The sequence below is a fragment of the Mesorhizobium sp. WSM4841 genome, assembly GCF_055811515.1.
Map to the genome: position 1 here is coordinate 24,927 of NZ_JBVVQC010000012.1, position 23,771 is coordinate 48,697.

Below are 23,771 nucleotides of genomic sequence, written 5' to 3' on the forward strand. Positions count from 1 at the left end.
AAAAGGCCGCCCTCACCGGCGGCCCTTTCAGTAAAAAAATCAGTCGCTTAGAGCGCGGAGGTGATCTGCAACTCGTTGGCTCCGTCGAGCCCGTAGATGTCGTCGCGGAACTGCACGACGCCAGGCCCCGTCGACCAGGCCGAGATGTAGAGGAAAAAGACCGGCACCGGATTGGTGACCTGCACCGGGATGTTCTCGCCGCTCTTGATCGCCGCCTCGAAATACTGGCGGCTCCAGCCCGGCGTGTCGCGCAGGATCCAGGTGACGAGGTCGCGTACGTTCTGGACGCGCACGCAGCCCGAAGAATCGAAGCGCATCATCTTGCCGAACAGGCTCTGCTGGGGCGTATCGTGCATGTAGACGCCGTCCGGGCTCGGGAAATTGATCTTGACTGAGGCCATCGCATTGCCGGCGCCCGGATCCTGGCGGAAGCGGTATTTCTCCGCGTCGTCGGTCGACCAGTCGACGGTCAGCGGATCGACCTCGCTGCCGTCCGGTGCGAACAGACGGATGTTGCTGTCCTTGAGATAGTTGGGGTCCTTCCGCATCAGCGGAATGATGTCCTTGCGCACGATCGAGACTGGCGCATTCCAATAGGGATTGACGATGATCTCGTTGATCTTGGAATCGACGATCGGCGTCTGGCGGTCGATCTTGCCGACAACGGCGGTGTGGCGCAGCACGACGCGGTCGTTCTCGACCGCTTCGATCTGGGCGCCCGGGATGTCTACCAATACATAACGGTTGCCCAGCGTGCCGGCGCGTTCGTTCAGCCGCTGCAGATTGGTCTGCAGCTGGCCAAGCCGGACCTGCGCCGAAACATTCATCGCCGCATACGAATATTGGCCCAAGGTCCCGTCGGAAGGCAGGCCGTGGCGCGCCTGGAAGCGCTTGACCGCCGCATCGACGTAGGAATCGAAGGCCTCTGAAAGGCCGGCGCTCTGCGCCAGGTCGCCCGAAATCATCAAGCGCCTGCGCAATGGCACCACGTCGGGATCGATGACGCCGAGCTGCAATTTCTTGGTGTCCGGGACCGGCTGCCAGCCGCCCTGCGCGACAATATTCTGATACTGCGCGATCGCCTGCTCGGTGAACGCAACGGTCTGCAGGCTGACGATCGGCAGCGTCGAGGCCACCTTGCCGCCCTGGCTGGCGCGGGCGTCGAACTGGTCGTCCCAGTTGCCGCGGCCGGAGGATTTCAGGATATCCGCGATCACGTCCTGCGCGCTGGCGCCGCCGGCAATCATCGTCGCGGCCAACGCGGAGGCTCCAGAAAGGAAGAAACGGCGACTGGTTCTCATTTACGCTCCAGACATTCCTGTAACAGTTTTTTCACCGGGCGATCCCGACCGTACTCTAGGGTTGGCGTCCTTAACAATTAGCCAACCATGGCCCCCTGTTCCTGCTGTGTGAGAACGCGCCGGGCGCAATGCGCGTTCAGAGAGACGGTTGGCAGGGAGACGGTTCGCTCTCGCCGCAACATCACTCGCATTCTCGCTTTCACCGGGAATATGGCGGCAACGTGACCCTGACCGCGATTTGGATCGTCTGGCGTGACGAAACGGAAAGACCGGTGCTTTTCGGCACCGGTCTTTAGGTCGCTCCCGACCGCGCTTCTTCGGCGCGGTTTTCCCCTACATGCTGCGGATGCGTTACATCCGGTAAGCGATGGTGTCGTTCCAGAAGCGGTCGAGGCGCTGCAGGGCGCGATTCATCTGCTTGAATTCTTCCGTGTTGATGCCGCCGACCTGCTCGATCGAGCCGACATGGCGCTCGTATAGGCCGGCGACGACTTCCGCCACCTCACTGCCCTTTGGCGTCAGCGAGATCCGTACCGAGCGGCGGTCGATGCGCGAGCGCTGGTGGTTGATGAAGCCGAGATCGACCAGCTTCTTCAGATTGTAGGAGACGTTCGAGCCGAGATAGTAGCCGCGCGAGCGCAGCTCGCCGGCGGTCAGCTCCGAATTGCCGATGTTGAAGAGCAGCAGCGCCTGGATGGCGTTGATGTCGGAACGGCCGTTGCGGTCGAATTCGTCCTTGATCACGTCAAGCAGGCGGCGGTGCAGGCGCTCCACCAGTTGCAGCGACTCCATGTACAGCGAACGGATCGCCTCGCGACGGTCATCGGATACGTTGGCGGTCTTCGCCGCCGGACGGGAATTGATCATTGTCTTTGCCTCTCGTTTGTCGCCTGGTGATTTTTTGTTTTTCACCTTGATCGCGACACTATCGAATACTCATAAAATTCGACTTAAACGCTAGGGCTAACAAGAGCTTACCGGCAATAGGTTTCGAAAGAGGCTTAACGAAGGGTCACCCGAACAAGGATGATTAACCTAAAGATTTAGCCAATGATTCCGGGCGGAAGCCGATAGAAGTTAGAGCGTCCTTTGCGCGTACGACAGGACGCGCGGGCGCCATTCTTGTTGAGCATCAGTCGATGCTCTATTGCCGGCTCTGGCGCTTCTGCATCCAGATCACCACGCGAAAGACGATGTAGAGCAGCGCCACCGCCGCATGCGAGGCGAGGATAAGCGGCCGGTGGCCGAAGAGCTCGGGAAAGCCGGCATACATGACGGTCTCGGTCGCCGCGCAGATGAACCAGATCACCGGCCCCCAGGAGGCCAGCATCCACAGGCCGGCGGCGGCGAAGGGGAAGAAGACGGCGAGCGTCACCGCCGCCACCTGCCAATGCACCGGCATCAGGTCGAAGCGCCACAACGAACCGGGATAGAAGCCGATCAGCCGGATCCAGTACAAAATCCCGAACAACAGGCAGTAGCCCGATATGACGCGCTGGAACCAGGCGAAGATGACCTCGGCCGTCGAGGGCTGGAGCACGACGCGTCTCGACGTGACGTCGCTCACAGTTCGAGTTCCCGTTCGCCGAGCGGAGCGAAATAGGCATCGACGTCGGCAGCGCTGACGTCGTCGATGCCTGCCGGCCGCCATTGCGGCGTCGAGCCCTTGTCGATGATGGCGGCGCGGATGCCTTCGTAGAAATCGTGGCCGGCAAGCATGCGGTTGAGGATGCGGAACTCCATCCGCATGCACTCGTCCATCGACAGCGTCAGTCCGGCGCTGATCTCGCGCCAGGCGACGTGCAGGCTGGTCGGCGAGCGGGTGCGGATCGTCGCCAGCGTCTTTGCCGCGAACGCATCGGCGGGTGCGGCGCGCTCCAGGCTGCCGATGACGTCACCCAGCGACGGTTGCGCGAAATGGCGGGCGATCGCTTCCAGCGTCGGACTGTCCGTCTCGCGCCGGGCCGGGACGGAAAAGCCGCGCAGCGCCGGTTCCGGGTCGCCGGTCGCGACCAGCCTATCGAGAAAACCGGCCTGGTCCTGCGCCTTGATCGTATGCGTCGCCAGGCCAGACCACAAAGCATCGCCATAGCGGATGCGGTTTCCGGTCAGGGCCAGATACATGCCGAAGCTGCCGCCAAGGTTCGGCAGGAGATGGCTGGCGCCGACATCCGGGAAAAAGCCGATGCCGACTTCCGGCATCGCGAACTGGGCGTTCTCGGTCAGTACCCGATGCGAGCCGTGGAACGAGACGCCGACGCCGCCGCCCATGACGATACCGTCGATCAGCGCGACATAGGGTTTCCCGAACCGCGCGATGCGGGCGTTCAGCCGGTATTCGTCGGCGAAGAAATCGACCGGCGGCTTTCCGGCCCGGCCAGCCTCGTAGATGTGGAGGATGTCGCCGCCGGCCGAAAACGCCCTGCCCTCGGCCTTGACGACGACAACATCGATGCCGTCGTCCCGCTCCCAGGCGCGCAGCGCCTTGTCGAGCGCGTTGACCATTCGGTGGGTGACGGCATTGAGCGCCTGCGGCCGCGTCAGCGTGACAACGCCGGCCCTGCCCGATCGTTCGAAGCGGATCTCGTTGCCGCCGCCAAAATCCATCGCCTAAGAATCCCTCCCCGCGCCGCCGGGACTGAAGTGCTAAAACGCGGCGCATGGGCGCGTCAATGGCGGGGCGCAATCCTGCCGCCTTGGCCACCGCCGGCAGCCGATGCTAGAACGGACCATCTTGATGACGGGCTTTCAAACCGGACGTTGAGCCCATGCTTGGATTTTCGCGTCTTGCCCTGGTGGCGATCGGCCTGATTGTATGCGCGGCCGCTCGTCCGGCATTGGCCGGGGACGACCTCTATCGCGCGAAGACCATCGTCACCGGCCAGGGCGAAGAAAACCGCCGGATCGGCTTCAAGTCCTGTCTGGATGCGGTTCTGGTCAGGGTCTCCGGCGATCAGCGGCTGCCGAAAAGGCCTGAAATGGCGGCGCTGCGCGACAAGGCTGGCAGCTTCGTTGCCGAATTCCGCTATCGCGGCCGGATGGAAGGCATTCCGATCCACGACGAGCAAGGCACGCATGACCGGCCGCACGATCTTACCTGCCTCTACAGGCCTGGTGTGATCGACCCGGTACTGGCCTCGCTCGGCAGCAAGCCGTGGCTCGCCGAGCGGCCGCGGCTGGCGATCTTTCTCGCAACGGAGCGAGGCGCCAGGCATTTCGCGCTGGCCGCCGACGATGAGCGCGGCGCACCGATGCGCGAATCGTTCGTGAATGCTGCCGACCCGCTGGCGATGCGGATCGCATTCCTCAAGGCGTCGCTGCTCTCCGAATCCGGGCTGGACGACAAGGCGCTGCACGAGGTGGATATCGCGGCTCTGGACAAGGCCGCCAAACAGGCCGGCGCCGACCAGGCGCTTGCCGGCAGGATCGTCTGGAGCGACAAGGAATTGGGCTGGATCGCCGACTGGCGGCTGGCCACGGGCGGCAGGACCTACAGCTGGCAGGTGCGCGGCGTCAGCTTCGACGAGGCGTTCCGCGTCGCCATGCGGGGAGCGGCGCAGGTCCTGTCCGGCAACGGTCAGCCATAGGTATACCGAGTTTCAGGTGATGCCGGCCTGCAAACGGTGGTTTCCTGCGCTTCCAGTACTCGCGTACCTAAACGTACGCTCCGTTCCGGTTCTCGGAACACACCTGTTTGGTCGCTTCGCGCCCGTCTTCGACTCCGGCTCGGCCTGACCTGAAACTCGGCATACCCCTCCCTTACGACGCTGGCACAATCGTGTCGCATTGGTCAGCGGCGGAGGCTCGTGGTAAAAGCCGCCCGATCCGGAGTTTTGGCGATGAACAAATTTACCCCAGCAAAGCCTGCCGGCGCGCGCAGCGTCGACGAGATCACCGGCAGCCGCCGTTTGCGCCGCATGCGCAAGGCCGATTGGTCGCGCCGCCTCGTCCAGGAGAACCGGCTCTCCGTCGACGACCTGATCTGGCCGATCTTCGTCGTCGACGGGAAAAACATCCGCGAGCCGATCGCCGCCATGCCCGGCGTCTTCCGCCTGTCGCTTGACCTTGCCGTCAAGGAGGCCGAGCGCGCGGCAAAGCTCGGCATTCCGGCGATCGCCACCTTCCCCAATGTCGAGCTCGGCCTGCGCGACCAGACCGGCTCGCACATCCTCGATCCGGAAAACGTCATCAACCGCGCCACGCGCGCCATCAAGCACGCGGTGCCCGAGATCGGCATCATCACCGACGCGGCGCTCGATCCCTTCACCTCGCACGGCCATGACGGCATCTTGCGTGACGGCATCATCGTCAACGACCAGACCGTGGAGCAGGTCGCCGCGGCTGCCGTCATCCAGGCTTCGGCCGGGGCCGATATCATTGCCCCGTCCGATATGATGGATGGCCGCATCGGCGCCATCCGCGATGCGCTCGACGCCAATGGTTTTCAGGATGTGGCGATCATGTCCTACGCGACGAAATTCGCCTCCGCCTTCTACGGACCCTATCGCGAGGCGGTCGGCACCGCCGGCCTGCTCAAGGGCGACAAGAAGACCTACTATCTCGACCATGCCAATTTCGACGAGGCGGTGCGAGAGGCCGAGCAGGACCTCGCCGAGGGCGCCGACATGCTGATGGTCAAGCCCGGCCTGCCCTATCTCGACATCATCCGCAGGCTGAAGGACGAATTCCGCATGCCGACCTTCGCCTATCAGGTGTCGGGCGAATATTCGATGATCAAGGCGGCCGCCGCCAATGGCTGGATCGACGGCGACAAGGCGATGCTGGAATCGCTGCTCGCCTTCAAGCGCGCCGGCTGCGACGGCATCCTCACCTATTTCGCGCCCGAGGTGGCGGCGATGCTGAAGGGGTAGGCACTCGCATCGTTTTGGGATTTTGCTGCAATCCGCTAGAATGGACTCATGAGCAGGAACGAGGTCATCGAACGGTTGCAGAGGAACGCAGATGCCATCAAGGGCATGGGCGCGACTTCGCTGTATCTGTTCGGGTCGGCGGCGCGGGACGATGCGCAGCCGGACAGCGATCTTGATCTGTTCATCGACTATGATCCGGCGCGGCGCTTTTCTCTGATCGACCTGGTCGGGATCAAGCAATTTCTGGAAGAGAAGATGTCAACGGAAATTGACATCACCACACGCGACAGCCTTCATCCCATGTTGAAGGCCGAGATCGAACAATCGGCCGTGCGCGTATTCTGATGGCAGTCCGCCGGATCGAGCCGATCCTAGACGAGATCATAGCGGCTTTGGATGGCATCAGCACTGCCACCGCCGGCAAGACCCTGGATGACTTTCGTGACGACTGGCTGCTTCGTCATGGAGTGGAGCGCGGCATCGAGATCATTTCTGAAGCCACCCGGCACATCCCGGACGATTTGCTCGCTCTTGCTCCAGAAATTCCCTGGAAACAGATTCGTGGAATTGGCAACGTTTTGCGTCACGAATACCGCAAGACTTCCGACGCCATCGTCTGGACCGTAGTGACAGACAGTCTGTCGCCGCTCCGCCTAGCTGTCGAGCGCATACTCGAGGCGTCGCGGCGCAAGTAGCTGCTGCTGCAACCATCCCCTCTTTGCGGTGGTCCTGATGCTGGCCAAACAAGCCGCTCTTGCTCGGCGGCGAAGTACCGCTTGCAAAACGCAATCAGTCCAGCTAAAAACAACTGATTGCATTTTACAACCGGTTTAGGGAGGTACTCATGTCCAAGCTTCGTGTCAACGCATTCACCCTGTCTATCGACGGCTTCGGCGCCGGTCCCGACCAGGACCTGAAAGAGCCGCTGGGCATCGGCGGGGAAGCCTTGCACACATGGATGCTCGGCACCCGAACCTTCCGCAACATGTCTGGTGAAGATGGCGGGACCACGGATACCGACGACACGTTTGTGACGCGCAGCTTCGAAGATATCGGGGCGTGGATCATGGGCCGAAACATGTTCGGGCCGATCCGCGGACCTTGGCCCGATGACACCTGGAAAGGCTGGTGGGGAGACAATCCGCCCTACCATGTGCCGGTCTTCGTGCTCACCCACTTTCCGCGGGATCCTCTTGTCATGGACGGCGGCACGACCTTCTATTTCGTAACCGATGGTATCCACTCAGCGCTGGAAAAGGCGAAGGCAGCGGCTGATGGCAAGGATGTACGGCTGGGCGGCGGCGTCGCCACGATCCGGCAATATCTCCAGGAAAAGCTCGTCGACGACATGCATCTTGCGATATCGCCGATGCTGCTCGGCTCAGGCGAGAATCTTTTTGCCGGCATCGACATGCCCCGGCTCGGCTACCGCTGCAGCGAGCAGGTCGCAACGCCGAATGCCACGCATCTGATCATCAAGCGCGATTAGGACGTTTCGTCTGCTCTGTTGGCGAAACCTCGGTACAGGCCCCTTTCTCCCCGTCACTATACGGGGAGAAAATGCCCGGCAGGGCAATGAGGGGCGGCGCAATCGATCAATGATTACGCTGCCGGACAATACCCCCTATGGCAATATGACATCAAAATAAGTTTGGTCCCATGCAGTGACTTTGGCAGGTTCAACTGTCGAGGTTGGCGCTGTCTCTCATCCGCCTGCCGGCATCTTTCTCCCGTATAGTGACGGGGAGAAGGGAGCTCTGCCTTAATACTTCTCCGGCACATACAGCTCGCGCGGCAATACCTGGCGCTCGTATTCGGGATTGAAGACGCGGTCGGGCAGCGTGATCTCCTCGTGCGGCACCTCCTGATAAGGCATCTGCTTGAGGAGATGATCGATGCAGTTCAGCCGTGCCCGCTTCTTGTCGTTGCCCTCGACGATGAACCAGGGGGCTTCGGGAATGTTGGTGCGGGCGAAGGTCTCTTCCTTGGCCTTGGTGTACTGCTCCCAGCGCACGCGCGACTGCAGGTCCATCGGCGACAGCTTCCACTGCTTCATCGGATCATGGATGCGCATCTGGAAACGCATCTGCTGCTCCTCGTCGGTGATGGAGAACCAGTATTTGACCAGCGTGATGCCGGAGCGGACCAGCATGCGCTCGAACTCCGGCACGTCGCGAAAAAACTCCTCGACCTGATCCGGTTCGGCAAATCCCATCACCCTTTCGACGCCGGAGCGGTTGTACCAGGAGCGGTCGAACAGCACGATCTCGCCGCCTGCCGGCAAATGCGGCACGTAGCGCTGGAAATACCATTGCGACTTCTCGCGCTCGGTCGGCGCCGGCAAGGCAACGACGCGGCAGATGCGCGGATTGAGCCGCTGGGTGATGCGCTTGATGACGCCGCCCTTGCCGGCCGAGTCGCGGCCCTCGAAAACCACAACCAGCTTCTTCTTGGTGTAAGCCACCCAGGACTGCAGCTTGATCAATTCGGATTGCAGCGTGATCAGGTCGCGAAAATATTGCAGGCGATTCATCGAGGGCGGATGCGCGTTCTTGTAGATTCTGGCGATTTCCAGCGACAGCGCCGGTTCCGACATTTCCAGCTCATAGTCTTCGTCGAGCGTGTCGGCGAGTTCCGCCTCCAGCCAGTCCTTGGCGGGAGAATTCTGTTTTGCTTCAGTCATTTATGCTGCTCCGCGTGCACGCCCGTGTCGGCGTCCGGCCTGCCAGCCAAGATCGAACACCTTGAGCCGACTTGCATACAGGCCGGCAATGACGGTTTTATTGCAGCCGGCCTGTGCGCCGGTCGCGCAAATCCGTGAGATGTGATCGATCAACCTCAATCGCATGCACGACAAGCGGCGCGAATTGTCCTACAAATGCCACGTCCTTTTGGGCAGCCTTCGAAGCAGCCCTTCTCAACGCAATTGCGAGGATCTGACATGGAATACCGCACTCTCGGCCGTTCCGGGCTGAAGGTTTCGACGCTGACCATGGGCACCATGACCTTTGGCGGCGCCGGCGCATTTTCGGCGGTCGGCAAGACCGATCTCGACGAGGCGCGCCGGATGATCGACCTCTGCATCGATTCCGGCATCAATCTCATCGACACCGCCAATGTCTATTCGAATGGGCTTTCGGAAGAGATCATCGGCGACGCGCTCGGCGGCAGGCGCAAGGGCGATGTACTGATCGCCTCCAAGGCGCGCATGCGGATCGGTGACGGTCCCAACGACGAAGGGCTGTCGCGCTACCATCTGATCCGCGAGTGCGAGAAGAGCCTGAAGCGCCTCAGGACCGACGTCATCGACATATATTTCCTGCACGAATGGGACGGCACGACGCCGCTGGAGGAGACCATCGCCGCGCTCGACACGCTCGTCAGCCAGGGCAAGGTCCGCTATGTCGGCTGTTCCAACTATTCCGGCTGGCAAGTGATGAAGGCGCTGGGGATCAGCGACCGCCAGCACCAGCCGCGCTTCGTCACCCAGCAGATCCACTACACGCTGGAAGCGCGCGAAGCCGAATATGAACTGCTGCCGATCTCGGTCGACCAGGGGCTTGGCGTGCTGGTGTGGAGCCCGCTCGCCGGCGGACTGCTGTCCGGCAAATACAACCGCGACCAGGCCACCGCCCGCCAGCTCAGCGGCTGGTCTGAACCGCCGATCCGTGATGAGGAGCGGCTATGGCGGATCGTCGACGTGCTTGCCTATATCGGCAACAACCATGGCGTGTCGGCGGCGCAGGTGGCGCTTGCCTGGCTGCTCGGCCGGCCGGCCATCAGTTCGCTGGTCATCGGCGGACGGACCGAAGCACAGTTCAAGGACAATATCGCCGCTGCAAGCCTTGTGCTGACCAGCGATGAGCGCGCACGCCTCGACGCAGTCAGCCGCCCGCCCGTTCTCTACCCCTACTGGCACCAGCAGTTCACGGCAAAGGACCGGTTTGGTCCGGCCGATCTGGTTCTCGACCGGGAAGGTGTCTGACTCCGGATCCGGATCAGGTCGAAGGTCGCTGCGGGCTTAGCCGGAGATAAAACGCCAGACCTCGGGATCAGGCTCGATCTGACCGCTGAGCACGAAATACTTGTAGAGCACGAGCAAGCAGATCGCCTGCTCGGCCCGTTCGTCGGCGAACTTGCGGCAATAGGCGTTGGCGGCGGCAACGATGCGCTCTGCCTCAGTCGGATGACGTTCGAGATACTGCACCCGCTCGGCAAGATCCGTGAAATCAGGTTCGAGCGGTACATAGTGAACGTCAGCCACGAGTTCGCTTTCGGCGAACCATGTCTCATATGTCGGCGGCGGCATCAGGCACAGTGAATTCGAACTCATGATCCATTTTAGGTTGGTCGCCACATCGTTGCCTTCGAGTGAAATGATGTAGCGACAGCGCCGCTGCTGATCGATGCTCAGGTAAGGCTTGCGATATTCCGGCGCTGCCGTCGGTTTGGGCGTGCCGACATCGCAAAAGGGCAGATCGCGCGCGGCCTCCAGAAGCAAGGTCCTTATCGGGTTGTTGAGCTCGCCGCGCCACACCGCAACCGGAAGCTTGTCCGCGAAGGCAACATCGTCGGCGGGCATGTGGAAGTGGCGGAACTTGTTGAGCTTGAACAGGATCCCGTTCCTGTTATCGCCGGCGATCGGCCGATCCTTGACGATCGACGGCATCGCAGGCACTTCGACGACGTCGCCGAATTCGAGGTCGATGCGCAAATCGGGATCGAAGTAGCGGGTAAATTCCTTCAGATCGTAGTAATACATGCTCCGGTCTGTCGGCAGCCGGCTGACCGGTGCGGCCCCGGCGCTCGGCGCGAAAGCCTTCTGCAATCTGTTGTAATAGTTGAGACGCGCGCGGACCGATCCGTCCGAAAGCCTGGCCTGCTCGAGCAGCCCGGCGAGCCTGCGGCGGAACAGCGCCTGCGGTGCGATATCGCGCGCGGCATTGCGCGCATAGTAGAATAGCTTCTGTGCGTTTCTTTGAAGGGTGGCCATCGGTCACTTGGTGAAAAAGTCGGCTTGTGATTTGCCCTCCCGGCCCCTCCTACACCATTGTGCCGGCTATCTTGCAAGCCACGGAACCGTGTTCAGCCGGCCTGCCGGCTGTGTATGGAGCCGATCGCCCTTTGCGGTGTTGTGTTTGTAGCCCAATGCCCCTAGGCAGGGCTAAGAACCTTTGGGATTGTGAAAGGAAGAGATATGGCGCGAGCACCGAATTACGGCCAGGAACGCAAGGAACGCGACCGGCAGAAGGCTGCCAAGAAGGCGGAAAAGCAGGCGGCCAAGGCGGCAGCCAAGGAACGTTCGAAGCCCGAAGACGAGACCACGTCCGAGACCGAAACGGAAACGGCAGAGTAAAACGCATCCGGCCCGCGAGGCGGATCGGATTTGGCCTAGGAATCCCGCTGCGTCTTCAGGCCGGCGCCTTGTCGCTGACGAACACGTTCACCTCGCGCGCGGCGGCGATGAAGGCGCGCCTTGCAGTCATCGCCGGTTTGTCGCCGGCCAGCGCATCATGGCAGGCCTGCAGCGCTTCGCGATGCTTTGGACTGCGCTTGCCGGGCCAGTTGTTGAGGAGGTAGTCGGAAGCCTCGCGGACGGTCCGCAAGAGCTGAGTGGTTCCCTCCGCGCCCGACTTGACGGTCACGGGTGTTTCAAATCGGTTGTTTTCCATCGCCGCTCTTACGCCATCGGCGCTCGCGAAGCGAGGGCGAAAGTAGTTGCCTCGGCAATCAAGCCGCGACGACGGCAAATCCCCTGGCACGCAGGCCGCGCCGGTCATTGTGCAATGATGTCACCAGCCGGTCGCGGCTGCCGACGATATGAGCCGAAAGCCGGTGTGCCGCCTCATCCGCATCGCCGGCCCGCACCGCCGCCAGAATGGCACGGTGTTCGGCCCAGGCACGGCCGAGTGCCGCCTCGTCGCGCACCTCCAGCCAACGCGCCCGCGACAGGCGCGTCATCGCATCGCGAACCGCCCTGAACAGGAACTCGTTGCCGGACAGGCGTGCCAGCTCGATGTGAAAATCCATGCCGACGCGATGCCATCCCTCGCGCGGGGTGCCAGCGTCGCAGGAGTCCAGCATCGCCTCGATGACGTCGACGGCGCTCCTGTCCTCCAAGGCACAAGTCAGCTTGACCGCCGCCACCTCGACCGCCTCGCGGTAGACGGCGATCTGCTCGAGCTCGGCGATGTTGATTGGGGATACCGTCCAGCCGCGCCCGTCGCGGCAGACCAGACCTTCCGTCTCGAGCCGCAGCAATGCTGCCCTGACCGGCGTGCGCGACGCCCCGAAGCGGCTTTCGATCCAGCGTTCCGTCAGCCGCTCGCCCGGACCGATCTCGACGCCGAGGATCATCTCCCGAAGCTGCTTTTCGACATTCTGCATCTGCGACATGGCGGTTCCGTTCTGGTCGTTTTGCTGGCGATCGGCTCGACTACCATCGTTTGCCGATCACGTTTGAGAGCGCCGCATTGACAGCCGCCGAGCTTGCGTCCATGACGGATACCAACTTGGTATCCCAAAATGGTATCCGGAACAAGTCGTCGAGAGACTTGCCGGACAGGACAGGACATGCCGCAAGAAGCCACCCCTGCCATGCAAGGCGCCCACAACATCCACTGGCGCCGCAATCTCGCCGTGTGCTTTGCCGGCTCGTTCAGCACACTTGTCGCCATGACGCTGCTTTTACCCTTCCTGCCGCTTTACGTCGAGCAGCTGGGTGCCGAGGGGCACGCGGCTGTTGTGCAGTGGTCCGGCATCGCCTATGGGGCGACGTTCTTCGCCGCCGCGCTGGTGGCGCCGCTGTGGGGACGGCTGGGCGACCGCTACGGCCGCAAGCTGATGCTGGTGCGCGCCAGTTTCGGCATGGCCGTCTGCACGTCGCTGACCGGCATGGTGGAGACTGTCTGGCAATTGGTGCTGCTGCGCCTGCTGATCGGTTTCGCCGGCGGCTATTCCTCGGGTTCGACCATTCTCGTCGCCATGCAGACGCCGAAGGACCGGTCGGGCTGGGCGCTGGGCGTGCTGTCGGCCGGCATCACCGCAGGCGCCCTCGTCGGTCCCCTGCTCGGCGGCGCGCTGCCGCCCTTGATCGGCATCCGCGCCACCTTCCTGCTCGCCGGCGGCGTCATTTTCCTGGCGTTCCTGGCAACGACTTTTCTCATCAAGGAGAACCCTCGCCCGGCAGCCGACAAATCAGCACCGACTGAGAAGCCGAAAGGCGGCTGGTCGCAAATCTCGGACAAACGCCCGGTCGTCGCCATGCTGGCGACCGGCATGCTGTTGAGCTTCGCCACCATGTCGATCGAGCCGATCATCACAGTCTACGTCCAGCAGCTCATCGAGGACCAAAGCCGGGTCACGCTGATATCCGGCGTCGTCATGTCGGCCGCGGCACTTGGCGCCATCCTGTCGGCCTCGCGCCTCGGCAAGCTCGCCGACCGCGTCGGTCACTGGAATGTCATCATTGGGGCGCTTGCCGTCTCGGCGCTGCTGCTGATCCCGCAGGCCTTCGTCACGCAGGGCTGGCAGCTCGTTGGCCTGCGTTTCCTGATGGGGCTGGCTCTTGGCGGCCTCCTGCCCTGCATCACCAGCGTCATCCGCCACAATGTTCCGGACGGCGTCGGCGGCAATGTGCTGGGCTTGTCGATCTCGGCGCAATATGTCGGACAGGTCGCCGGGCCGTTGCTCGGCGGCTTCGTCGGCGGTCATTTCGGCATGCGCGCGGTGTTTCTCGGCACATCCGTGCTAATGGCGGGCGGAGCGGCGTATAACTGGCTGGTCCAGTCGCGTCGCGCGCGCGACATGCTGGTGCAGGCGGGCAAATCCTGACACGGTTTGCGGGCTATCACTGCTTCACGGAGACCAGAGACATGAGCACGGCCGAGCAACCAGCAAGCGGCAGCGGCCGCATCCTCGTTCTCGTAGGCGGCCTGTGCGGCGCGGCCGGCGTGGCGCTCTCCGCCGCGGCGGCACATCTGGGCGGCGCTTTCGTCGGCACGGTCGCGTCCTTCCTGCTCATGCATGCGCCGGTCTTTCTCGCCGTCGGCCTCGTCGGCGCAAATCGGATCCTGCGAACAGCAAGCCTTATTCTTCTTGTCGGGCTTGTATTGTTCTGTGGCGATCTCCTTGCCCGTGACTTCCTCGGCTCGCGGCTTTTTTCGATGTCGGCGCCGATCGGCGGCACCTTGCTCCTCGCCGGCTGGCTGGCTGTTGCAGCCTCGGCGCTGGTGCGCCCACGCTCCTGAAATGGCATTCCTGCAGCTCAGCGGGAGAGCTAGGCTGGTAGCCCTCCCCAGCTCAAGTACGGCGCTTGCGGACAGACGGCCAGGTCCCGCCAAACGACGATCAATCAGACGATGACCAGTCTTGCCGGCGTTCGGGCCGGACCGGCAGGTCGCGATTGTGTGCCGCCGGCTTGGTCAGCCGGCGTCGCTCCGGCCTGTCGATGGCCGGCGAGATGCCCCAATAGTTGCGATAGATGTCTTCGAACAAATGATTGATCGGATGCATGTTTGGCTCCTTTTTCAAACTTGAATCGATCCAATCGACAGGCCAGAAAATACCGTGCCGATCAGCCCCGCTTGCGCTCCACGAGAAAACGCAGACCGCGGATCCACGAACCGGCGCCGCCGCGACGTGTCCGGGTCACCGCGTTCGAAATCATGCTCCAGTCGTTGCGATAGATGTCTTCGAACAGGTAATTGACGGGGTGCATGGCTCTCTCCTTCCTGAATCGATCCCATCGACAGTTAGCGAAATTTGGATCGATTCAAAAATACGCCCAAATGCACCAATGTCAAGCAAAATTTGAATCGATCCAACAAAGGTGCTAGATACTGGATAAGGAGTCCGGAAGCAGAAAATGGCGTCATCCACCGAAGGCAATACGAAACCCATCCGGCTGGCAGACATCGCCAAGGCCGCCGGAGTTTCGCACGGCACTGCCTCCAACGTGTTCAGCCGTCCCGAGATCGTACGCGAGGAGGTCCGCGAACGGGTCAAGGCAGCGGCCGAGGCGATGGGCTATGCGGGGCCGGATCCCAAGGGTCGGCTTCTGCGTGCCGGCAAGGTCAACGCGATCGGCGTCGCCACGACCGAGCCGCTGTCCTATTTCTTCGAAGACCCATTCGCCCGCGCGATGATGACCGGGATTTCCGAGGCATGCGACGCCACCGGCGCCGGCATCGCGCTGGTATCGGCCGGCAATCAGGAGAAGCTTGCCTGGAACATCCAGAGCGCGCTGGTCGACGGCTTCATCCTGTTCTGCATCGAGGGCGGCTCGCGCCTCGTCGAACTGACGCGCGAACGCAAACTCCCTTTCGTCGCGCTTGAGCTCGGTTTCGACGACGACACTGTTTCGGCAATCGGCGTCGACAATGTCGCCGGCGCCCGCCTGGCGGCGCAGCATCTCGCCGAGCTTGGCCATCGCCGCTTCGCCGTTCTGGCGCTGCCTTTCGCCGACGACAGCACCGGTCTTGTCTCGCCGAGCCAAGTCCGGGCGGCCGTCTACACCGGCACGCGCGATCGCCTCGTCGGCTATTTCGAGGCGTTTTCCCGGTACGGCGTCGATACCGCCGGGATACCGGTATACGAAACCGAAAACGACGAAGCCAGCACAACGGCCGGCCTCGAAACGATCTTCGCCTCGACAGAGCCGCCGACCGCCATCCTGGCGATGTCGGACCGGATCGCCATGGTCGCGATCGAATGGTTGGCCGCGCGTGGCATTGCGGTTCCCGGCGACGTCTCCGTCGTCGGTTTCGACGGCGTGCCGGACGCCGCACTTTGCGATCCTCCGCTGACCACGGTTGCCCAGCCGATCGCCGACATCGGCCGCCGGGCGGCGCGAACGATCCTCGATTTCGACGGCACGGTGCGACGCGAGACGCTTGGCGTCGAACTCGTCGTCAGGGCATCTTCCGGACCGCCGCCCAAAACAGCGTGAGGCAGACGCTATCGATTCAGCCTGTCGCCATGCCGCTCACGCCGAAGGGTGCATTGACCGGCGGCGGCTCGCTGCGGACCGGCTTGCTGTTGCCGCCAATACCCGACAGCCATTCGAGGTAATAGGCGAGCGCGAACTGCATGGCGATGCCGGCGGCGATCAGCAAGCTGTCGTAGGCAAACCCGCCCGGGTTGATCAGCTTCATCACCTGCGCCGCCATGGCCATCACCGTGCCGGCGATGAAAACCGGCAGCGATCGTTTGCCCAATATGGCGAGCGGATGGTCGCGGCTGGTGCGGAACAGGTTCGAGACAGAAGGAAACGCCACGATCAGGTAGCTCACCGCCAGGATGTGCAGCAGCCTCGGCAGCGACAGGAACGTCTTGTCAAAGCCGGTCAGCACTACGGGCAGGTTCAGCCACGACACGTGCCCCCATAGCGGGCTGTGCACCCAGACCAACGCCGCCGCGACATAGACCGCCGACGCGCCGACCAGCCAGCGATTGACCGGAATGGTGCCGCCGCGCCTGATATGCAGCATGCTCGCCAGGCCGATGTTGAAGAGGAATTGCCACGACAGCGGATTGAGGAACCAGAAGCCGGGCTCAGGATAATTCGGCGGGGCGATCTGGTAGACCCCGGCAACCAGCCACAGAGCTCCGGATAGGGTGAGTGCCGTGAAAGGCCTGCGGCTGATGAACAGCAGGAAGGTTGGCGCCATCAGCAGCAGCACCGCATAGACCGGCAGGATGTTGTTGTAGCCAAGCTGATGGCCAAGCGTGACGATGCCGATCAGCGCTTGCTGCGGGTTCTTGATCAATGGCTCGATGTTGATCAGCGTCAGCATGTCCGGCCGCTTCGCGAACACCGCTGCCGCGCAGAAGATGGCCAGCACCACCATCGTCGTGACAATGTGGGCGACATAGAGCACACCGGCGCGGCGCCACAATTTCAGTGTGGCCATGAGCCGGTTTCCGGACTGGAATTTTGAGCCGTAGGCGAGCGCGACGGACATGCCAGAGATCAGCACGAAGGCCTCGGCGGCATCCGAAAAGCCGAAATTCTTGTAAGTCAGGGTTTCGAAAACCGTGCCCGGGACATGGTCGACAAATATGATCAGCAGAGCGAGGGCGCGGAACACATCGATGCGCGTATCGCGATCCGGGATACGCGTTCCGCGATCCGGGATACGCGTGCCGCGATCCGGTGAAATTGGCATGGTCATCGATAAAAGGCCTCAAAGCTGGTTGTTCATGCCGATGCGACCGCCCAGCGCACCGCTTCGCTCCCGCAGGAGCATATCGGCGAACAAACGGACTGAAATGCGCCCGGTTCAATCAACTTTGAAGGAGCCCGAAAATATTCCGTTTTGAAGTCGGCAAATGAACAAAAGCGACGCGAAATCAAAAGGATGCAACTATGGCCGAAAAACCTCTGGAAGACGGCTTTTTGCGGCGCGACCTGCCGTTTTTCTATCGCCTCTACAGACCAGCAGAACCAACCGGCGAATGCCTTTTTCTGCTGCATGGATCCGGTGTCGACGAGTCGACTCTGGTGGCGCTCGGGCAGCAAATCGCACCGAACGCGGTGTTGGTGGCGGTGCGTGGTCGCATCGCCCAGGAGGACGGATTCCGCTGGTTCGCGCGGATCACGCCGACGCGCTTCGAACAGGAGAGCATCTGCACCGAGGCGGACGCTTTCGCGGGCTTCATCACCGCGGCCGCGAATCGCCACGGGCTCGATCTCTCCCGAACGATCTTTCTTGGCTATTCAAACGGCGCCAATCTGGTTTCGAGCGTGATGCTGCTGCATTTCGGCCTCATCGAACGGGCGGCATTGCTGCGCCCGATGCCGGTGCTCGACGAGGTCCCCCCGGCCGATCTGTCCAAGGCGCGCGTGCTGATCATCGCCGGCGCCGCTGACCTGACCTACGCGCCTTTCGCGCCGGCGTTGGTCACATTGCTCGAATCACATGGCGCCGCGGTCGACGCCCACACCATCGCCTCCGGCCATGAAATCGGCGACCGGGATGCTGTAATCGTCAGGCAATGGCTGGCGCGTCCGGCAACCGCCATCGCGCAGGCGAATTGATCAGCCGACGCTCTACGCTCGCCCCATCCGGTTCCAGGCATCCAGCCCAGCGATCTTGTAGGCTTCGGCCAGCGTCGGATAGTTGAAGGTGTTGTTGACGAAGAAATCGACGGTGCCACCGAGATTGATCACCGCCTGGCCGATATGGATCAGTTCGGTCGCGCCCTCGCCGACGATATGCGCGCCGAGCAGCCTGCGCGTTTCGATCGAAAACAGAAGCTTCAGGAAGCCGGTGTTAACGCCCATGATATGGCCGCGCGAGGTTTCGCGGAAGCGCGCCACGCCGACCTCATACGCGCCGCCGCTCTCGCGCACCTGCTCCTCGGACTGGCCGACGGTCGAGATTTCCGGCACGGCGTAGATGCCGTAGGGAAAGGTTTCCGGCGGCGGCGGCAACGGCACGCCGAAGGCATGGCAGGCGGCCACCCTGCCCTGTTCCATCGAGGTGGAGGCGAGGCTCGGAAAACCGATGACGTCACCGGCGGCATAGATGTTCGGCGCGCTGGTCCGGAAGGTCTGCGGATCGACCTTGATGCGGCCCCGGGAATCGGCCTCGATGCCGACCGCGTCCAGGCCGAGCGCGCCGACATTGCCGGTGCGCCCCGCGGCATAGAGCACCATCTCCGAGCGTATGGTGCGGCCGTCGGCGAGTGTCACCTCGGCGTAGTCGGGTTTCGAGGCGATCTCCTTGATCGCACTGCCGAGCCGGATCGTCATGCCGCGATCGCGCATCTGATGGATGAAATCGTCGACGATTTCGCGGTCGACGAAATCGAGGATGGTGTTGCGCGGCTCGACCAGCGTCACCGGCACGTCGAGCGCCGAAAAGATCGTCGCGTACTCGACGCCGATGACGCCGGCGCCGATCACCGTCAATGTCCGCGGCAGGCGCTCGAGTTCCAGCATCTCGTCGCTGTCGAAGACACGGGTCTTGTCGAAAGGCACGTCGCGCGGCCGGTGCGGGCGGGTACCGACCGCGATCAGCGCATGCGCAAAACCGACTTCACTGTAGTCGCCGCTGTCCGTCGTCAGGCTCGCTCTGTTCGGACCGAGAAACTTGACCGCAGCGCGCACGCTCTTGACCGTGTTGCGCATGAACTGGTGCTGCAGCACCTCGACCTCGTGATCGAGCGTCTTGTGCAGGCGTTCGATCAGATCGCCGACCGAAATGTCCTGCTTGACCCGGTAGCCGCGCCCGTAGAAGCCGCGCTCGCGCCAGCCGGAGAGGTTGAGCACGGTTTCCCGCAGCGTCTTCGACGGGATGGTGCCGGTATGCACGGAAACGCCTCCCAGCCGCCGGCCCCTGTCGACCACCAGCACGGATTTGCCCAGCTTGGCCGACTGCACCGCGGCGCGGCGCCCGGAAGGCCCGCTGCCGATGACCAGCATGTCGTAGTCCATGTCGCCCTCGCCCTGGCGCATGACCCCGAAAACCGGTTTCGGTTTTCGGAAAGGGGATCATGCGCCGATTCAAAGTGCTAGAGCGTCCTTTGCGCGTCCAAAAGGACGCGTGGCGCTCTAGGCGCGCTTTGCTGCGCTGCAGCAAACTAACGCCATCGGCGCTGCAAATTCAACCGATTCGGGCTGTACCCGGCGCTGTTTCCCCCGCATGCCGCGGAAACGCCCGATCTTGATTCCGCCGCAAGACTTCACCATTTCAACATCAGGCGGCCCGCAACCTATCCCGGGCCTGACGACGAGGAAATGACATGAACGCGCGCGTTCTCGACGGTGAAATCATCACCTTCAGGCTTGATGATATCCGGGCCTATAACGGCGTGCGCACGCGGCGTGTCCTCGCCTTCATCATCGACTACTGCATCGTCGCGCTGCTTACCATTCCGTTCGCGATCCTGGTGTTCTTGCTCGGGATTTTGACGCTCGGCCTCGGCTGGATGCTGTTTTCCGTTCTCGTGCCGGCCGTCGCCATCCTCTACATCTGGAACACGCTCGGCAGCGCCGACCAGGCCACCACGGGCATGAAGATGATGGGAATCCGGCTCGACCGTCTGGACGGCACCCGTATCGACGGGCTGACGGCCGTGGTGCACTCGGTGCTGTTTTGGGCGGGCAACGTCATCCTGACGCCGCTGGTGCTTCTGGTGTCGCTGTTTGCCGACCGCAAGCGCACGCTGCACGACCTGCTGCTGGGCACGGTGGTCAGCCGCAGTGACCGCTGAGACAGCTTTTTCACGAGTCCCGCGAGCATTTGTGTGCAAAGTGAAGGCTCCGATGCCCACGCTTTCACAATCCTGTTGAATTTTTCGCCGTACGCGCCAAAGGTATGATGATTCGCAGGAGTGTTTCCAAGGTTCGATGACGCACCATCCTACCCAGTCGCCGCAGTTCTTCCTGACCGCGCCGTCGCCGTGCCCGTATCTTGAGGGCCAGTTCGAACGCAAGGTGTTCACGCATCTGGTCGGCGACAAGGCGCCGGAGATGAACGACCTGTTGACGCAAGGCGGCTTCCGGCGATCGCAGAACATCGCCTACCGGCCGGCCTGCGAGACCTGCCGCGCCTGCGTTTCGGTGCGCATCCTGGCCCAGGAATTCACCGCCAGCCGCAACATGAGGCGGGTGATACAGCACAATTCAGACCTCATCGGCGCGATGCACGACGCGCAACCTTCGACCGAGCAGTATTCGCTGTTCCGCAGCTATCTCGATGCCCGCCACCGCCGCGGCGGCATGTCCGACATGACGGTGCTCGACTACGCCATGATGGTCGAGGACACGCATGTCGACACCAAGGTCATCGAGTACCGGCGCCGCGGCCCCGACAGCTTCATCACCGGCAAGGGCCAGGGCGAGCTGATCGCGGTGGCGCTCACCGACAAGATGGCCGACGGCCTGTCGATGGTCTATTCCTACTTCAATCCGGACTTCGAGGACCGCTCGCTTGGCACCTTCATGATCCTCGACCACATCGCCCGCGCCAGGGCGATGGGCTTGCCCCATGTCTATCTCGGCTACTGGGTCAACGGCTCGCGCAAGATGAACTATAAGATGCGCTTCATGCCGCAGGAGCATCTCGGCCCGAAAGGCTGGGAACGCTACGACCACGAAGCGGTTTCGCGCTGAATAGTTTTTCCAAAATCCAATCTTAAACTGTTTCCAGGAAGAGCATGCTGGCCTTTCCGCTTAGCGGAGAGTGTGCAAAAGCGCGGCCGGCCGGCCTTCAAATTCATTGCGAGAATTGCCGCATGTCGTCCCACAATGATCACCAGAAGGGCCTTCTCATCACCGCCATCGGCGGGCTGACGCTGACCATCGACATTCCACTGATCCGGCTCGCCGACGGCGGCGCGTGGACGATCCTCCTGCTGCGCACCGGCACCACCTTGGTCGCGGCGCTGATCATCTGGGCCGTCTGGCGCTCGCTGAGCAGGAACGCGCCGCAGCTCATCCCCGGCTGGTCGGGGCTCGTTGTCGCCATATGCTACGGGCTGACCTCGGTCACTTTCGTCACCAGCATCTATTACACCACGACCGCCAATCTGGTCTTCATCCTGGCCTTCAACACCGTGTTCGCGGCGCTGCTGTCCTGGCTGTTCCTGAAGGAGCGGCCGCGACTGGTCACCGTGGTCGCGATGCTGGCCATGATCGTTGGCGTCGCGATCATCGTCGGCGATTCGATCGGCACCGGGCACCTGTTCGGCGATCTTATGGCGCTGTGCTCGGCTTTCTTCATCGCGCTGGCCATCACCATCTCGCGTGCCAGCGGCAAGGACATGGGGTTCACATCGCTGATCGGCGTGATCCTGCCGCTGGCCGTCGCGGTGTTCATGGTCTCAGGCGAAGGCGTTCAGGTGAACGCGCCGTGGTGGATCATCTTCAACGGCGCCGTCATCATGCCGATCTCGTTCTTCTGCCTCGCCAACGGACCGAAATATATTTCGGGGCCGGAAGTGGCGATGTTCTATCTGCTCGAAACCGTGCTGGCGCCCGTCTGGATGTGGATGATCTTTGCCGAGTCGCCGTCACGCAACAGCCTGATCGGCGGTGCGATCCTGATCGTCACGCTGGTCGCCCATTCACTATGGCAGCTGCATGAGGGGCGCAAGCGCCGCGCAACCCTTGCGGTCCGTCACCCGGCCTGAGACTTCTTCTCGGCAACGATTTCGATTTGCGGCGGCGCCCCCTCCAGCTCCACCGGTGCTGCGGGGGCAAGTTCGTCGGCCAATTCCACCTCGCGCAGCCATTCGCGCCATATCGCGACCAGCAATGCCATCAGCACCGGGCCGATGAACAGGCCGAGAAAGCCCATCGTCTTGACGCCGCCGATCAGGCCAAAAAAGGTCGGCAGGAACGGCAGCTTTATCGGGCCGCCGACCAGTTTCGGGCGCAATGTCTTGTCGACGATGAACAGTTCGACAGCCCCCCAGATGAACAGCGCCAACCCGGCCATCGGCGAGCCGCTGGCGGCGAGATAGATCGAAACAAGCGTGAAGGACAGCGGTGCGCCGCCAGGGATCAGCGCCATGATGCCGGTCAGGGCGCCGAGCGTCACAGGCGACGGCACGCCGGCCAGCCAGTAGGCCACGCCCAGCACCACCCCCTCGCCGATGGCGATAATGGTCATGCCGGTTACTGTCGAGGAAATCGTCGCCGGCACGACGCGTGAAATCCGCTCCCACCTGGTCGGCAGGATGCGTTCGCCGAGACGGTCGACCTGCCCGGCAAAATGCTCGCCGTCGCGATAGGCAAAGAACAGCGCGATCATCATGAACAGCAGCGCCAGCAGAAGGCCGAAGGCGCTGCCGCCAGCGGCCAGCACGCCGCGATAGATGCTGCCGATGTTGGCGCCGCTGATCAGCTGGATCAGTTCGCCGATGCCGCCGGGATGGCCGAGATTGCGCGTCCACTGCTCGTTCAGCCAGTCGCCGACCACGGGCAGCGTGGCGATCCAGTGCGGCGTCACCGCGCCTTCGCGGTTGGTCTCGATCGCCCAGCCGACCCATTCGCGGACTTCGTTGCTGGCGTAGGCGCCGGCGAGCGCGATCGGCACCACCAGGAAGGTGAGAATGAACAGGATCGCCAATGTCGCGGCGATCGTGCGGTTGCCGCCGACAGCAGCGAGCAGCCGCCGATAGAGCGGCCAGCTGGCAAAGGCGATGACAAGAGCGGCCAGCACCGGAACCAGGAAACCATGAAAGAAATAGACCCCGGCGGCAACGATCAGCACCAGGAGCCAGCGCGCCGCCGACAGCGGTGGAATGACGGCGGATCTGACCGGCGTCGACAGGCCGAACAAGCGCTGCTGCCCTTCCGGTTTCTTAATCCTGGGTTCTTTCAAATGCCCATTTCTCCCCAAACGCGTATGTCGTCGCCTTATGTAGCGGTGCTTATGCACCGACATAGTGCAGCAATCGTGACGACATTCCAAATGTTTGCATGGAGGCGCTAATCTCCCCCCTTGAGGGCCCTCAAGGGGGGAGATGGCCGGCAGGCCAGAGGGGGTCGCCGAGCATGAAGCTCCAGCCTCCTCTGTCCGCAATAAGATGTCGCGTCTGAACGTTCCGACCCCCCTCTGTCGCCTTCGGCGACATCTCCCCTCAA

Annotated in this window: 27 protein-coding genes; 14 read left to right on the top strand and 13 right to left on the bottom strand. The window is 62.6% G+C overall.

Going from position 1 to position 23,771, the window contains the following annotated elements; genetic code table 11:
- Positions 1 to 47 precede the first annotated feature (47 nt).
- The 4 genes from AC0L14_RS16260 to AC0L14_RS16275 form a co-directional block, all read right to left on the bottom strand.
- Positions 48 to 1,301 (bottom strand): L,D-transpeptidase family protein, encoded by a 1,254-nt coding sequence (locus AC0L14_RS16260; RefSeq protein ID WP_473750114.1) that lies wholly within the window; start codon positions 1,299 to 1,301, stop codon positions 48 to 50.
- Positions 1,302 to 1,652: 351 nt separating this feature from the next.
- A complete protein-coding gene (ldtR, locus tag AC0L14_RS16265; RefSeq protein WP_473487716.1) occupies positions 1,653 to 2,168 on the bottom strand; it encodes a transcriptional regulator LdtR in 516 nt (171 codons plus the stop codon).
- A gap of 277 nt (positions 2,169 to 2,445) precedes the next feature.
- Complete coding sequence (locus tag AC0L14_RS16270) at positions 2,446 to 2,868, bottom strand: DUF6163 family protein (RefSeq protein WP_473487717.1); 423 nt, start codon at positions 2,866 to 2,868, stop codon at positions 2,446 to 2,448.
- Positions 2,865 to 3,908: an enoyl-CoA hydratase/isomerase family protein gene (locus tag AC0L14_RS16275; protein WP_473750115.1), complete on the bottom strand. Its 1,044-nt coding sequence runs from the start codon at positions 3,906 to 3,908 to the stop codon at positions 2,865 to 2,867. Before AC0L14_RS16275 ends, AC0L14_RS16270 begins: the two co-directional genes overlap by 4 nt.
- 161 nt (positions 3,909 to 4,069) lie before the next feature.
- Here AC0L14_RS16275 and AC0L14_RS16280 point away from each other — a divergent pair, with 161 nt between their 5' ends.
- From AC0L14_RS16280 to AC0L14_RS16300, 5 genes are all read left to right on the top strand, one after another.
- Positions 4,070 to 4,888, top strand: coding sequence for a DUF2066 domain-containing protein (locus tag AC0L14_RS16280; protein WP_473750116.1), 819 nt, complete (start codon positions 4,070 to 4,072; stop codon positions 4,886 to 4,888).
- 252 nt (positions 4,889 to 5,140) lie between these two features.
- Positions 5,141 to 6,172, top strand: coding sequence for a porphobilinogen synthase (gene hemB / locus AC0L14_RS16285; protein ID WP_473487720.1), 1,032 nt, complete (start codon positions 5,141 to 5,143; stop codon positions 6,170 to 6,172).
- Between the two features lie 48 nt (positions 6,173 to 6,220).
- Positions 6,221 to 6,517, top strand: coding sequence for a nucleotidyltransferase family protein (locus AC0L14_RS16290; protein ID WP_202363192.1), 297 nt, complete (start codon positions 6,221 to 6,223; stop codon positions 6,515 to 6,517).
- Positions 6,517 to 6,867, top strand: a complete 351-nt coding sequence (locus AC0L14_RS16295; protein ID WP_473750117.1) for a HepT-like ribonuclease domain-containing protein — start codon at positions 6,517 to 6,519, stop codon at positions 6,865 to 6,867. The genes AC0L14_RS16290 and AC0L14_RS16295 overlap by 1 nt, the downstream gene beginning before the upstream one ends.
- Positions 6,868 to 7,016: 149 nt before the next feature.
- Positions 7,017 to 7,661, top strand: coding sequence for a dihydrofolate reductase family protein (locus tag AC0L14_RS16300; RefSeq protein WP_473487722.1), 645 nt, complete (start codon positions 7,017 to 7,019; stop codon positions 7,659 to 7,661).
- A gap of 273 nt (positions 7,662 to 7,934) precedes the next feature.
- Here AC0L14_RS16300 and ppk2 read toward each other — a convergent pair whose 3' ends face one another.
- Positions 7,935 to 8,855 carry a polyphosphate kinase 2 gene (gene ppk2 / locus AC0L14_RS16305; protein ID WP_473487723.1) on the bottom strand — a complete coding sequence of 307 codons (921 nt, stop codon included), beginning with the start codon at positions 8,853 to 8,855 and terminating at the stop codon, positions 7,935 to 7,937.
- Positions 8,856 to 9,113: 258 nt separating this feature from the next.
- On the opposite strand from ppk2, the gene AC0L14_RS16310 reads away from it, so the two are divergent.
- A complete protein-coding gene (locus AC0L14_RS16310) occupies positions 9,114 to 10,157 on the top strand; it encodes an aldo/keto reductase (protein ID WP_473528399.1) in 1,044 nt (347 codons plus the stop codon).
- Positions 10,158 to 10,193: 36 nt separating this feature from the next.
- Here AC0L14_RS16310 and AC0L14_RS16315 read toward each other — a convergent pair whose 3' ends face one another.
- Positions 10,194 to 11,165, bottom strand: a complete 972-nt coding sequence (locus AC0L14_RS16315) for a glycosyl transferase family 90 (RefSeq protein ID WP_473528400.1) — start codon at positions 11,163 to 11,165, stop codon at positions 10,194 to 10,196.
- A 204-nt stretch (positions 11,166 to 11,369) separates the two neighbouring features.
- On the opposite strand from AC0L14_RS16315, the gene AC0L14_RS16320 reads away from it, so the two are divergent.
- A complete protein-coding gene (locus AC0L14_RS16320; protein WP_123147561.1) occupies positions 11,370 to 11,528 on the top strand; it encodes a hypothetical protein in 159 nt (52 codons plus the stop codon).
- A gap of 55 nt (positions 11,529 to 11,583) precedes the next feature.
- Here AC0L14_RS16320 and AC0L14_RS16325 read toward each other — a convergent pair whose 3' ends face one another.
- The gene (locus AC0L14_RS16325) at positions 11,584 to 11,952 is read right to left on the bottom strand and encodes a DUF982 domain-containing protein (RefSeq protein ID WP_473528401.1); all 369 of its coding nucleotides are present in this window, start codon (positions 11,950 to 11,952) and stop codon (positions 11,584 to 11,586) included.
- Positions 11,903 to 12,568, bottom strand: coding sequence for a GntR family transcriptional regulator (locus AC0L14_RS16330; protein ID WP_473750118.1), 666 nt, complete (start codon positions 12,566 to 12,568; stop codon positions 11,903 to 11,905). Before AC0L14_RS16330 ends, AC0L14_RS16325 begins: the two co-directional genes overlap by 50 nt.
- 177 nt (positions 12,569 to 12,745) lie before the next feature.
- Here AC0L14_RS16330 and AC0L14_RS16335 point away from each other — a divergent pair, with 177 nt between their 5' ends.
- Together AC0L14_RS16335 and AC0L14_RS16340 are read left to right on the top strand one after the other, a co-directional pair.
- Positions 12,746 to 14,005 carry a multidrug efflux MFS transporter gene (locus AC0L14_RS16335; RefSeq protein ID WP_473750119.1) on the top strand — a complete coding sequence of 420 codons (1,260 nt, stop codon included), beginning with the start codon at positions 12,746 to 12,748 and terminating at the stop codon, positions 14,003 to 14,005.
- 41 nt (positions 14,006 to 14,046) lie between these two features.
- Positions 14,047 to 14,421: a DUF423 domain-containing protein gene (locus tag AC0L14_RS16340; RefSeq protein ID WP_473528404.1), complete on the top strand. Its 375-nt coding sequence runs from the start codon at positions 14,047 to 14,049 to the stop codon at positions 14,419 to 14,421.
- 100 nt (positions 14,422 to 14,521) lie between these two features.
- On the opposite strand, the gene AC0L14_RS16345 is transcribed toward AC0L14_RS16340, so the two are convergent.
- The gene (locus AC0L14_RS16345; RefSeq protein ID WP_473487728.1) at positions 14,522 to 14,686 is read right to left on the bottom strand and encodes a hypothetical protein; all 165 of its coding nucleotides are present in this window, start codon (positions 14,684 to 14,686) and stop codon (positions 14,522 to 14,524) included.
- 61 nt (positions 14,687 to 14,747) lie between these two features.
- Entirely contained in the window at positions 14,748 to 14,891 is a 144-nt protein-coding gene (locus AC0L14_RS16350) for a hypothetical protein (protein WP_473528405.1), read from the bottom strand.
- Positions 14,892 to 15,038: 147 nt separating this feature from the next.
- On the opposite strand from AC0L14_RS16350, the gene AC0L14_RS16355 reads away from it, so the two are divergent.
- Complete coding sequence (locus tag AC0L14_RS16355; protein ID WP_473528406.1) at positions 15,039 to 16,121, top strand: LacI family DNA-binding transcriptional regulator; 1,083 nt, start codon at positions 15,039 to 15,041, stop codon at positions 16,119 to 16,121.
- 16 nt (positions 16,122 to 16,137) lie between these two features.
- Here the strand turns inward: AC0L14_RS16355 and AC0L14_RS16360 are convergent, their stop codons facing one another.
- Positions 16,138 to 17,346: an OpgC family protein gene (locus AC0L14_RS16360; RefSeq protein ID WP_473528407.1), complete on the bottom strand. Its 1,209-nt coding sequence runs from the start codon at positions 17,344 to 17,346 to the stop codon at positions 16,138 to 16,140.
- A gap of 194 nt (positions 17,347 to 17,540) precedes the next feature.
- Between AC0L14_RS16360 and AC0L14_RS16365 the strand changes: the two genes are divergently transcribed.
- Positions 17,541 to 18,212 carry an alpha/beta hydrolase gene (locus AC0L14_RS16365; RefSeq protein WP_473528408.1) on the top strand — a complete coding sequence of 224 codons (672 nt, stop codon included), beginning with the start codon at positions 17,541 to 17,543 and terminating at the stop codon, positions 18,210 to 18,212.
- A 12-nt stretch (positions 18,213 to 18,224) separates the two neighbouring features.
- Here AC0L14_RS16365 and sthA read toward each other — a convergent pair whose 3' ends face one another.
- Positions 18,225 to 19,613 carry a Si-specific NAD(P)(+) transhydrogenase gene (sthA, locus tag AC0L14_RS16370; RefSeq protein ID WP_473487786.1) on the bottom strand — a complete coding sequence of 463 codons (1,389 nt, stop codon included), beginning with the start codon at positions 19,611 to 19,613 and terminating at the stop codon, positions 18,225 to 18,227.
- Positions 19,614 to 19,921: 308 nt separating this feature from the next.
- Between sthA and AC0L14_RS16375 the strand changes: the two genes are divergently transcribed.
- From AC0L14_RS16375 to AC0L14_RS16385, 3 genes are all read left to right on the top strand, one after another.
- Complete coding sequence (locus AC0L14_RS16375) at positions 19,922 to 20,392, top strand: RDD family protein (protein WP_473528409.1); 471 nt, start codon at positions 19,922 to 19,924, stop codon at positions 20,390 to 20,392.
- 136 nt (positions 20,393 to 20,528) lie between these two features.
- Positions 20,529 to 21,293 carry an arginyltransferase gene (locus tag AC0L14_RS16380; protein ID WP_095491336.1) on the top strand — a complete coding sequence of 255 codons (765 nt, stop codon included), beginning with the start codon at positions 20,529 to 20,531 and terminating at the stop codon, positions 21,291 to 21,293.
- A gap of 122 nt (positions 21,294 to 21,415) precedes the next feature.
- Complete coding sequence (locus tag AC0L14_RS16385; RefSeq protein WP_473528410.1) at positions 21,416 to 22,312, top strand: DMT family transporter; 897 nt, start codon at positions 21,416 to 21,418, stop codon at positions 22,310 to 22,312.
- Here AC0L14_RS16385 and AC0L14_RS16390 read toward each other — a convergent pair.
- A complete protein-coding gene (locus AC0L14_RS16390) occupies positions 22,300 to 23,508 on the bottom strand; it encodes an AI-2E family transporter (protein ID WP_258117865.1) in 1,209 nt (402 codons plus the stop codon). The two genes, AC0L14_RS16385 and AC0L14_RS16390, sit on opposite strands and share 13 nt — an antisense overlap.
- Between the last annotated feature and the right edge of the window lie 263 nt (positions 23,509 to 23,771).

Bases quoted from the DNA above. Each gene is read 5' to 3' on its own strand.
- AC0L14_RS16260 (WP_473750114.1), bottom strand. From the start codon at position 1,301: ATGAGAACCAGTCGCCGTTTCTTCCTTTCTGGAGCCTCCGCGTTGGCC.
- ldtR (WP_473487716.1), bottom strand. From the start codon at position 2,168: ATGATCAATTCCCGTCCGGCGGCGAAGACCGCCAACGTATCCGATGAC.
- AC0L14_RS16275 (WP_473750115.1), bottom strand. From the start codon at position 3,908: ATGGATTTTGGCGGCGGCAACGAGATCCGCTTCGAACGATCGGGCAGG.
- AC0L14_RS16280 (WP_473750116.1), top strand. From the start codon at position 4,070: ATGCTTGGATTTTCGCGTCTTGCCCTGGTGGCGATCGGCCTGATTGTA.
- hemB (WP_473487720.1), top strand. From the start codon at position 5,141: ATGAACAAATTTACCCCAGCAAAGCCTGCCGGCGCGCGCAGCGTCGAC.
- AC0L14_RS16290 (WP_202363192.1), top strand. From the start codon at position 6,221: ATGAGCAGGAACGAGGTCATCGAACGGTTGCAGAGGAACGCAGATGCC.
- AC0L14_RS16295 (WP_473750117.1), top strand. From the start codon at position 6,517: ATGGCAGTCCGCCGGATCGAGCCGATCCTAGACGAGATCATAGCGGCT.
- AC0L14_RS16300 (WP_473487722.1), top strand. From the start codon at position 7,017: ATGTCCAAGCTTCGTGTCAACGCATTCACCCTGTCTATCGACGGCTTC.
- ppk2 (WP_473487723.1), bottom strand. From the start codon at position 8,855: ATGACTGAAGCAAAACAGAATTCTCCCGCCAAGGACTGGCTGGAGGCG.
- AC0L14_RS16310 (WP_473528399.1), top strand. From the start codon at position 9,114: ATGGAATACCGCACTCTCGGCCGTTCCGGGCTGAAGGTTTCGACGCTG.
- AC0L14_RS16315 (WP_473528400.1), bottom strand. From the start codon at position 11,165: ATGGCCACCCTTCAAAGAAACGCACAGAAGCTATTCTACTATGCGCGC.
- AC0L14_RS16320 (WP_123147561.1), top strand. From the start codon at position 11,370: ATGGCGCGAGCACCGAATTACGGCCAGGAACGCAAGGAACGCGACCGG.
- AC0L14_RS16325 (WP_473528401.1), bottom strand. From the start codon at position 11,952: ATGACCGGCGCGGCCTGCGTGCCAGGGGATTTGCCGTCGTCGCGGCTT.
- AC0L14_RS16330 (WP_473750118.1), bottom strand. From the start codon at position 12,568: ATGTCGCAGATGCAGAATGTCGAAAAGCAGCTTCGGGAGATGATCCTC.
- AC0L14_RS16335 (WP_473750119.1), top strand. From the start codon at position 12,746: ATGCCGCAAGAAGCCACCCCTGCCATGCAAGGCGCCCACAACATCCAC.
- AC0L14_RS16340 (WP_473528404.1), top strand. From the start codon at position 14,047: ATGAGCACGGCCGAGCAACCAGCAAGCGGCAGCGGCCGCATCCTCGTT.
- AC0L14_RS16345 (WP_473487728.1), bottom strand. From the start codon at position 14,686: ATGCATCCGATCAATCATTTGTTCGAAGACATCTATCGCAACTATTGG.
- AC0L14_RS16350 (WP_473528405.1), bottom strand. From the start codon at position 14,891: ATGCACCCCGTCAATTACCTGTTCGAAGACATCTATCGCAACGACTGG.
- AC0L14_RS16355 (WP_473528406.1), top strand. From the start codon at position 15,039: ATGGCGTCATCCACCGAAGGCAATACGAAACCCATCCGGCTGGCAGAC.
- AC0L14_RS16360 (WP_473528407.1), bottom strand. From the start codon at position 17,346: ATGACCATGCCAATTTCACCGGATCGCGGCACGCGTATCCCGGATCGC.
- AC0L14_RS16365 (WP_473528408.1), top strand. From the start codon at position 17,541: ATGGCCGAAAAACCTCTGGAAGACGGCTTTTTGCGGCGCGACCTGCCG.
- sthA (WP_473487786.1), bottom strand. From the start codon at position 19,613: ATGGACTACGACATGCTGGTCATCGGCAGCGGGCCTTCCGGGCGCCGC.
- AC0L14_RS16375 (WP_473528409.1), top strand. From the start codon at position 19,922: ATGAACGCGCGCGTTCTCGACGGTGAAATCATCACCTTCAGGCTTGAT.
- AC0L14_RS16380 (WP_095491336.1), top strand. From the start codon at position 20,529: ATGACGCACCATCCTACCCAGTCGCCGCAGTTCTTCCTGACCGCGCCG.
- AC0L14_RS16385 (WP_473528410.1), top strand. From the start codon at position 21,416: ATGTCGTCCCACAATGATCACCAGAAGGGCCTTCTCATCACCGCCATC.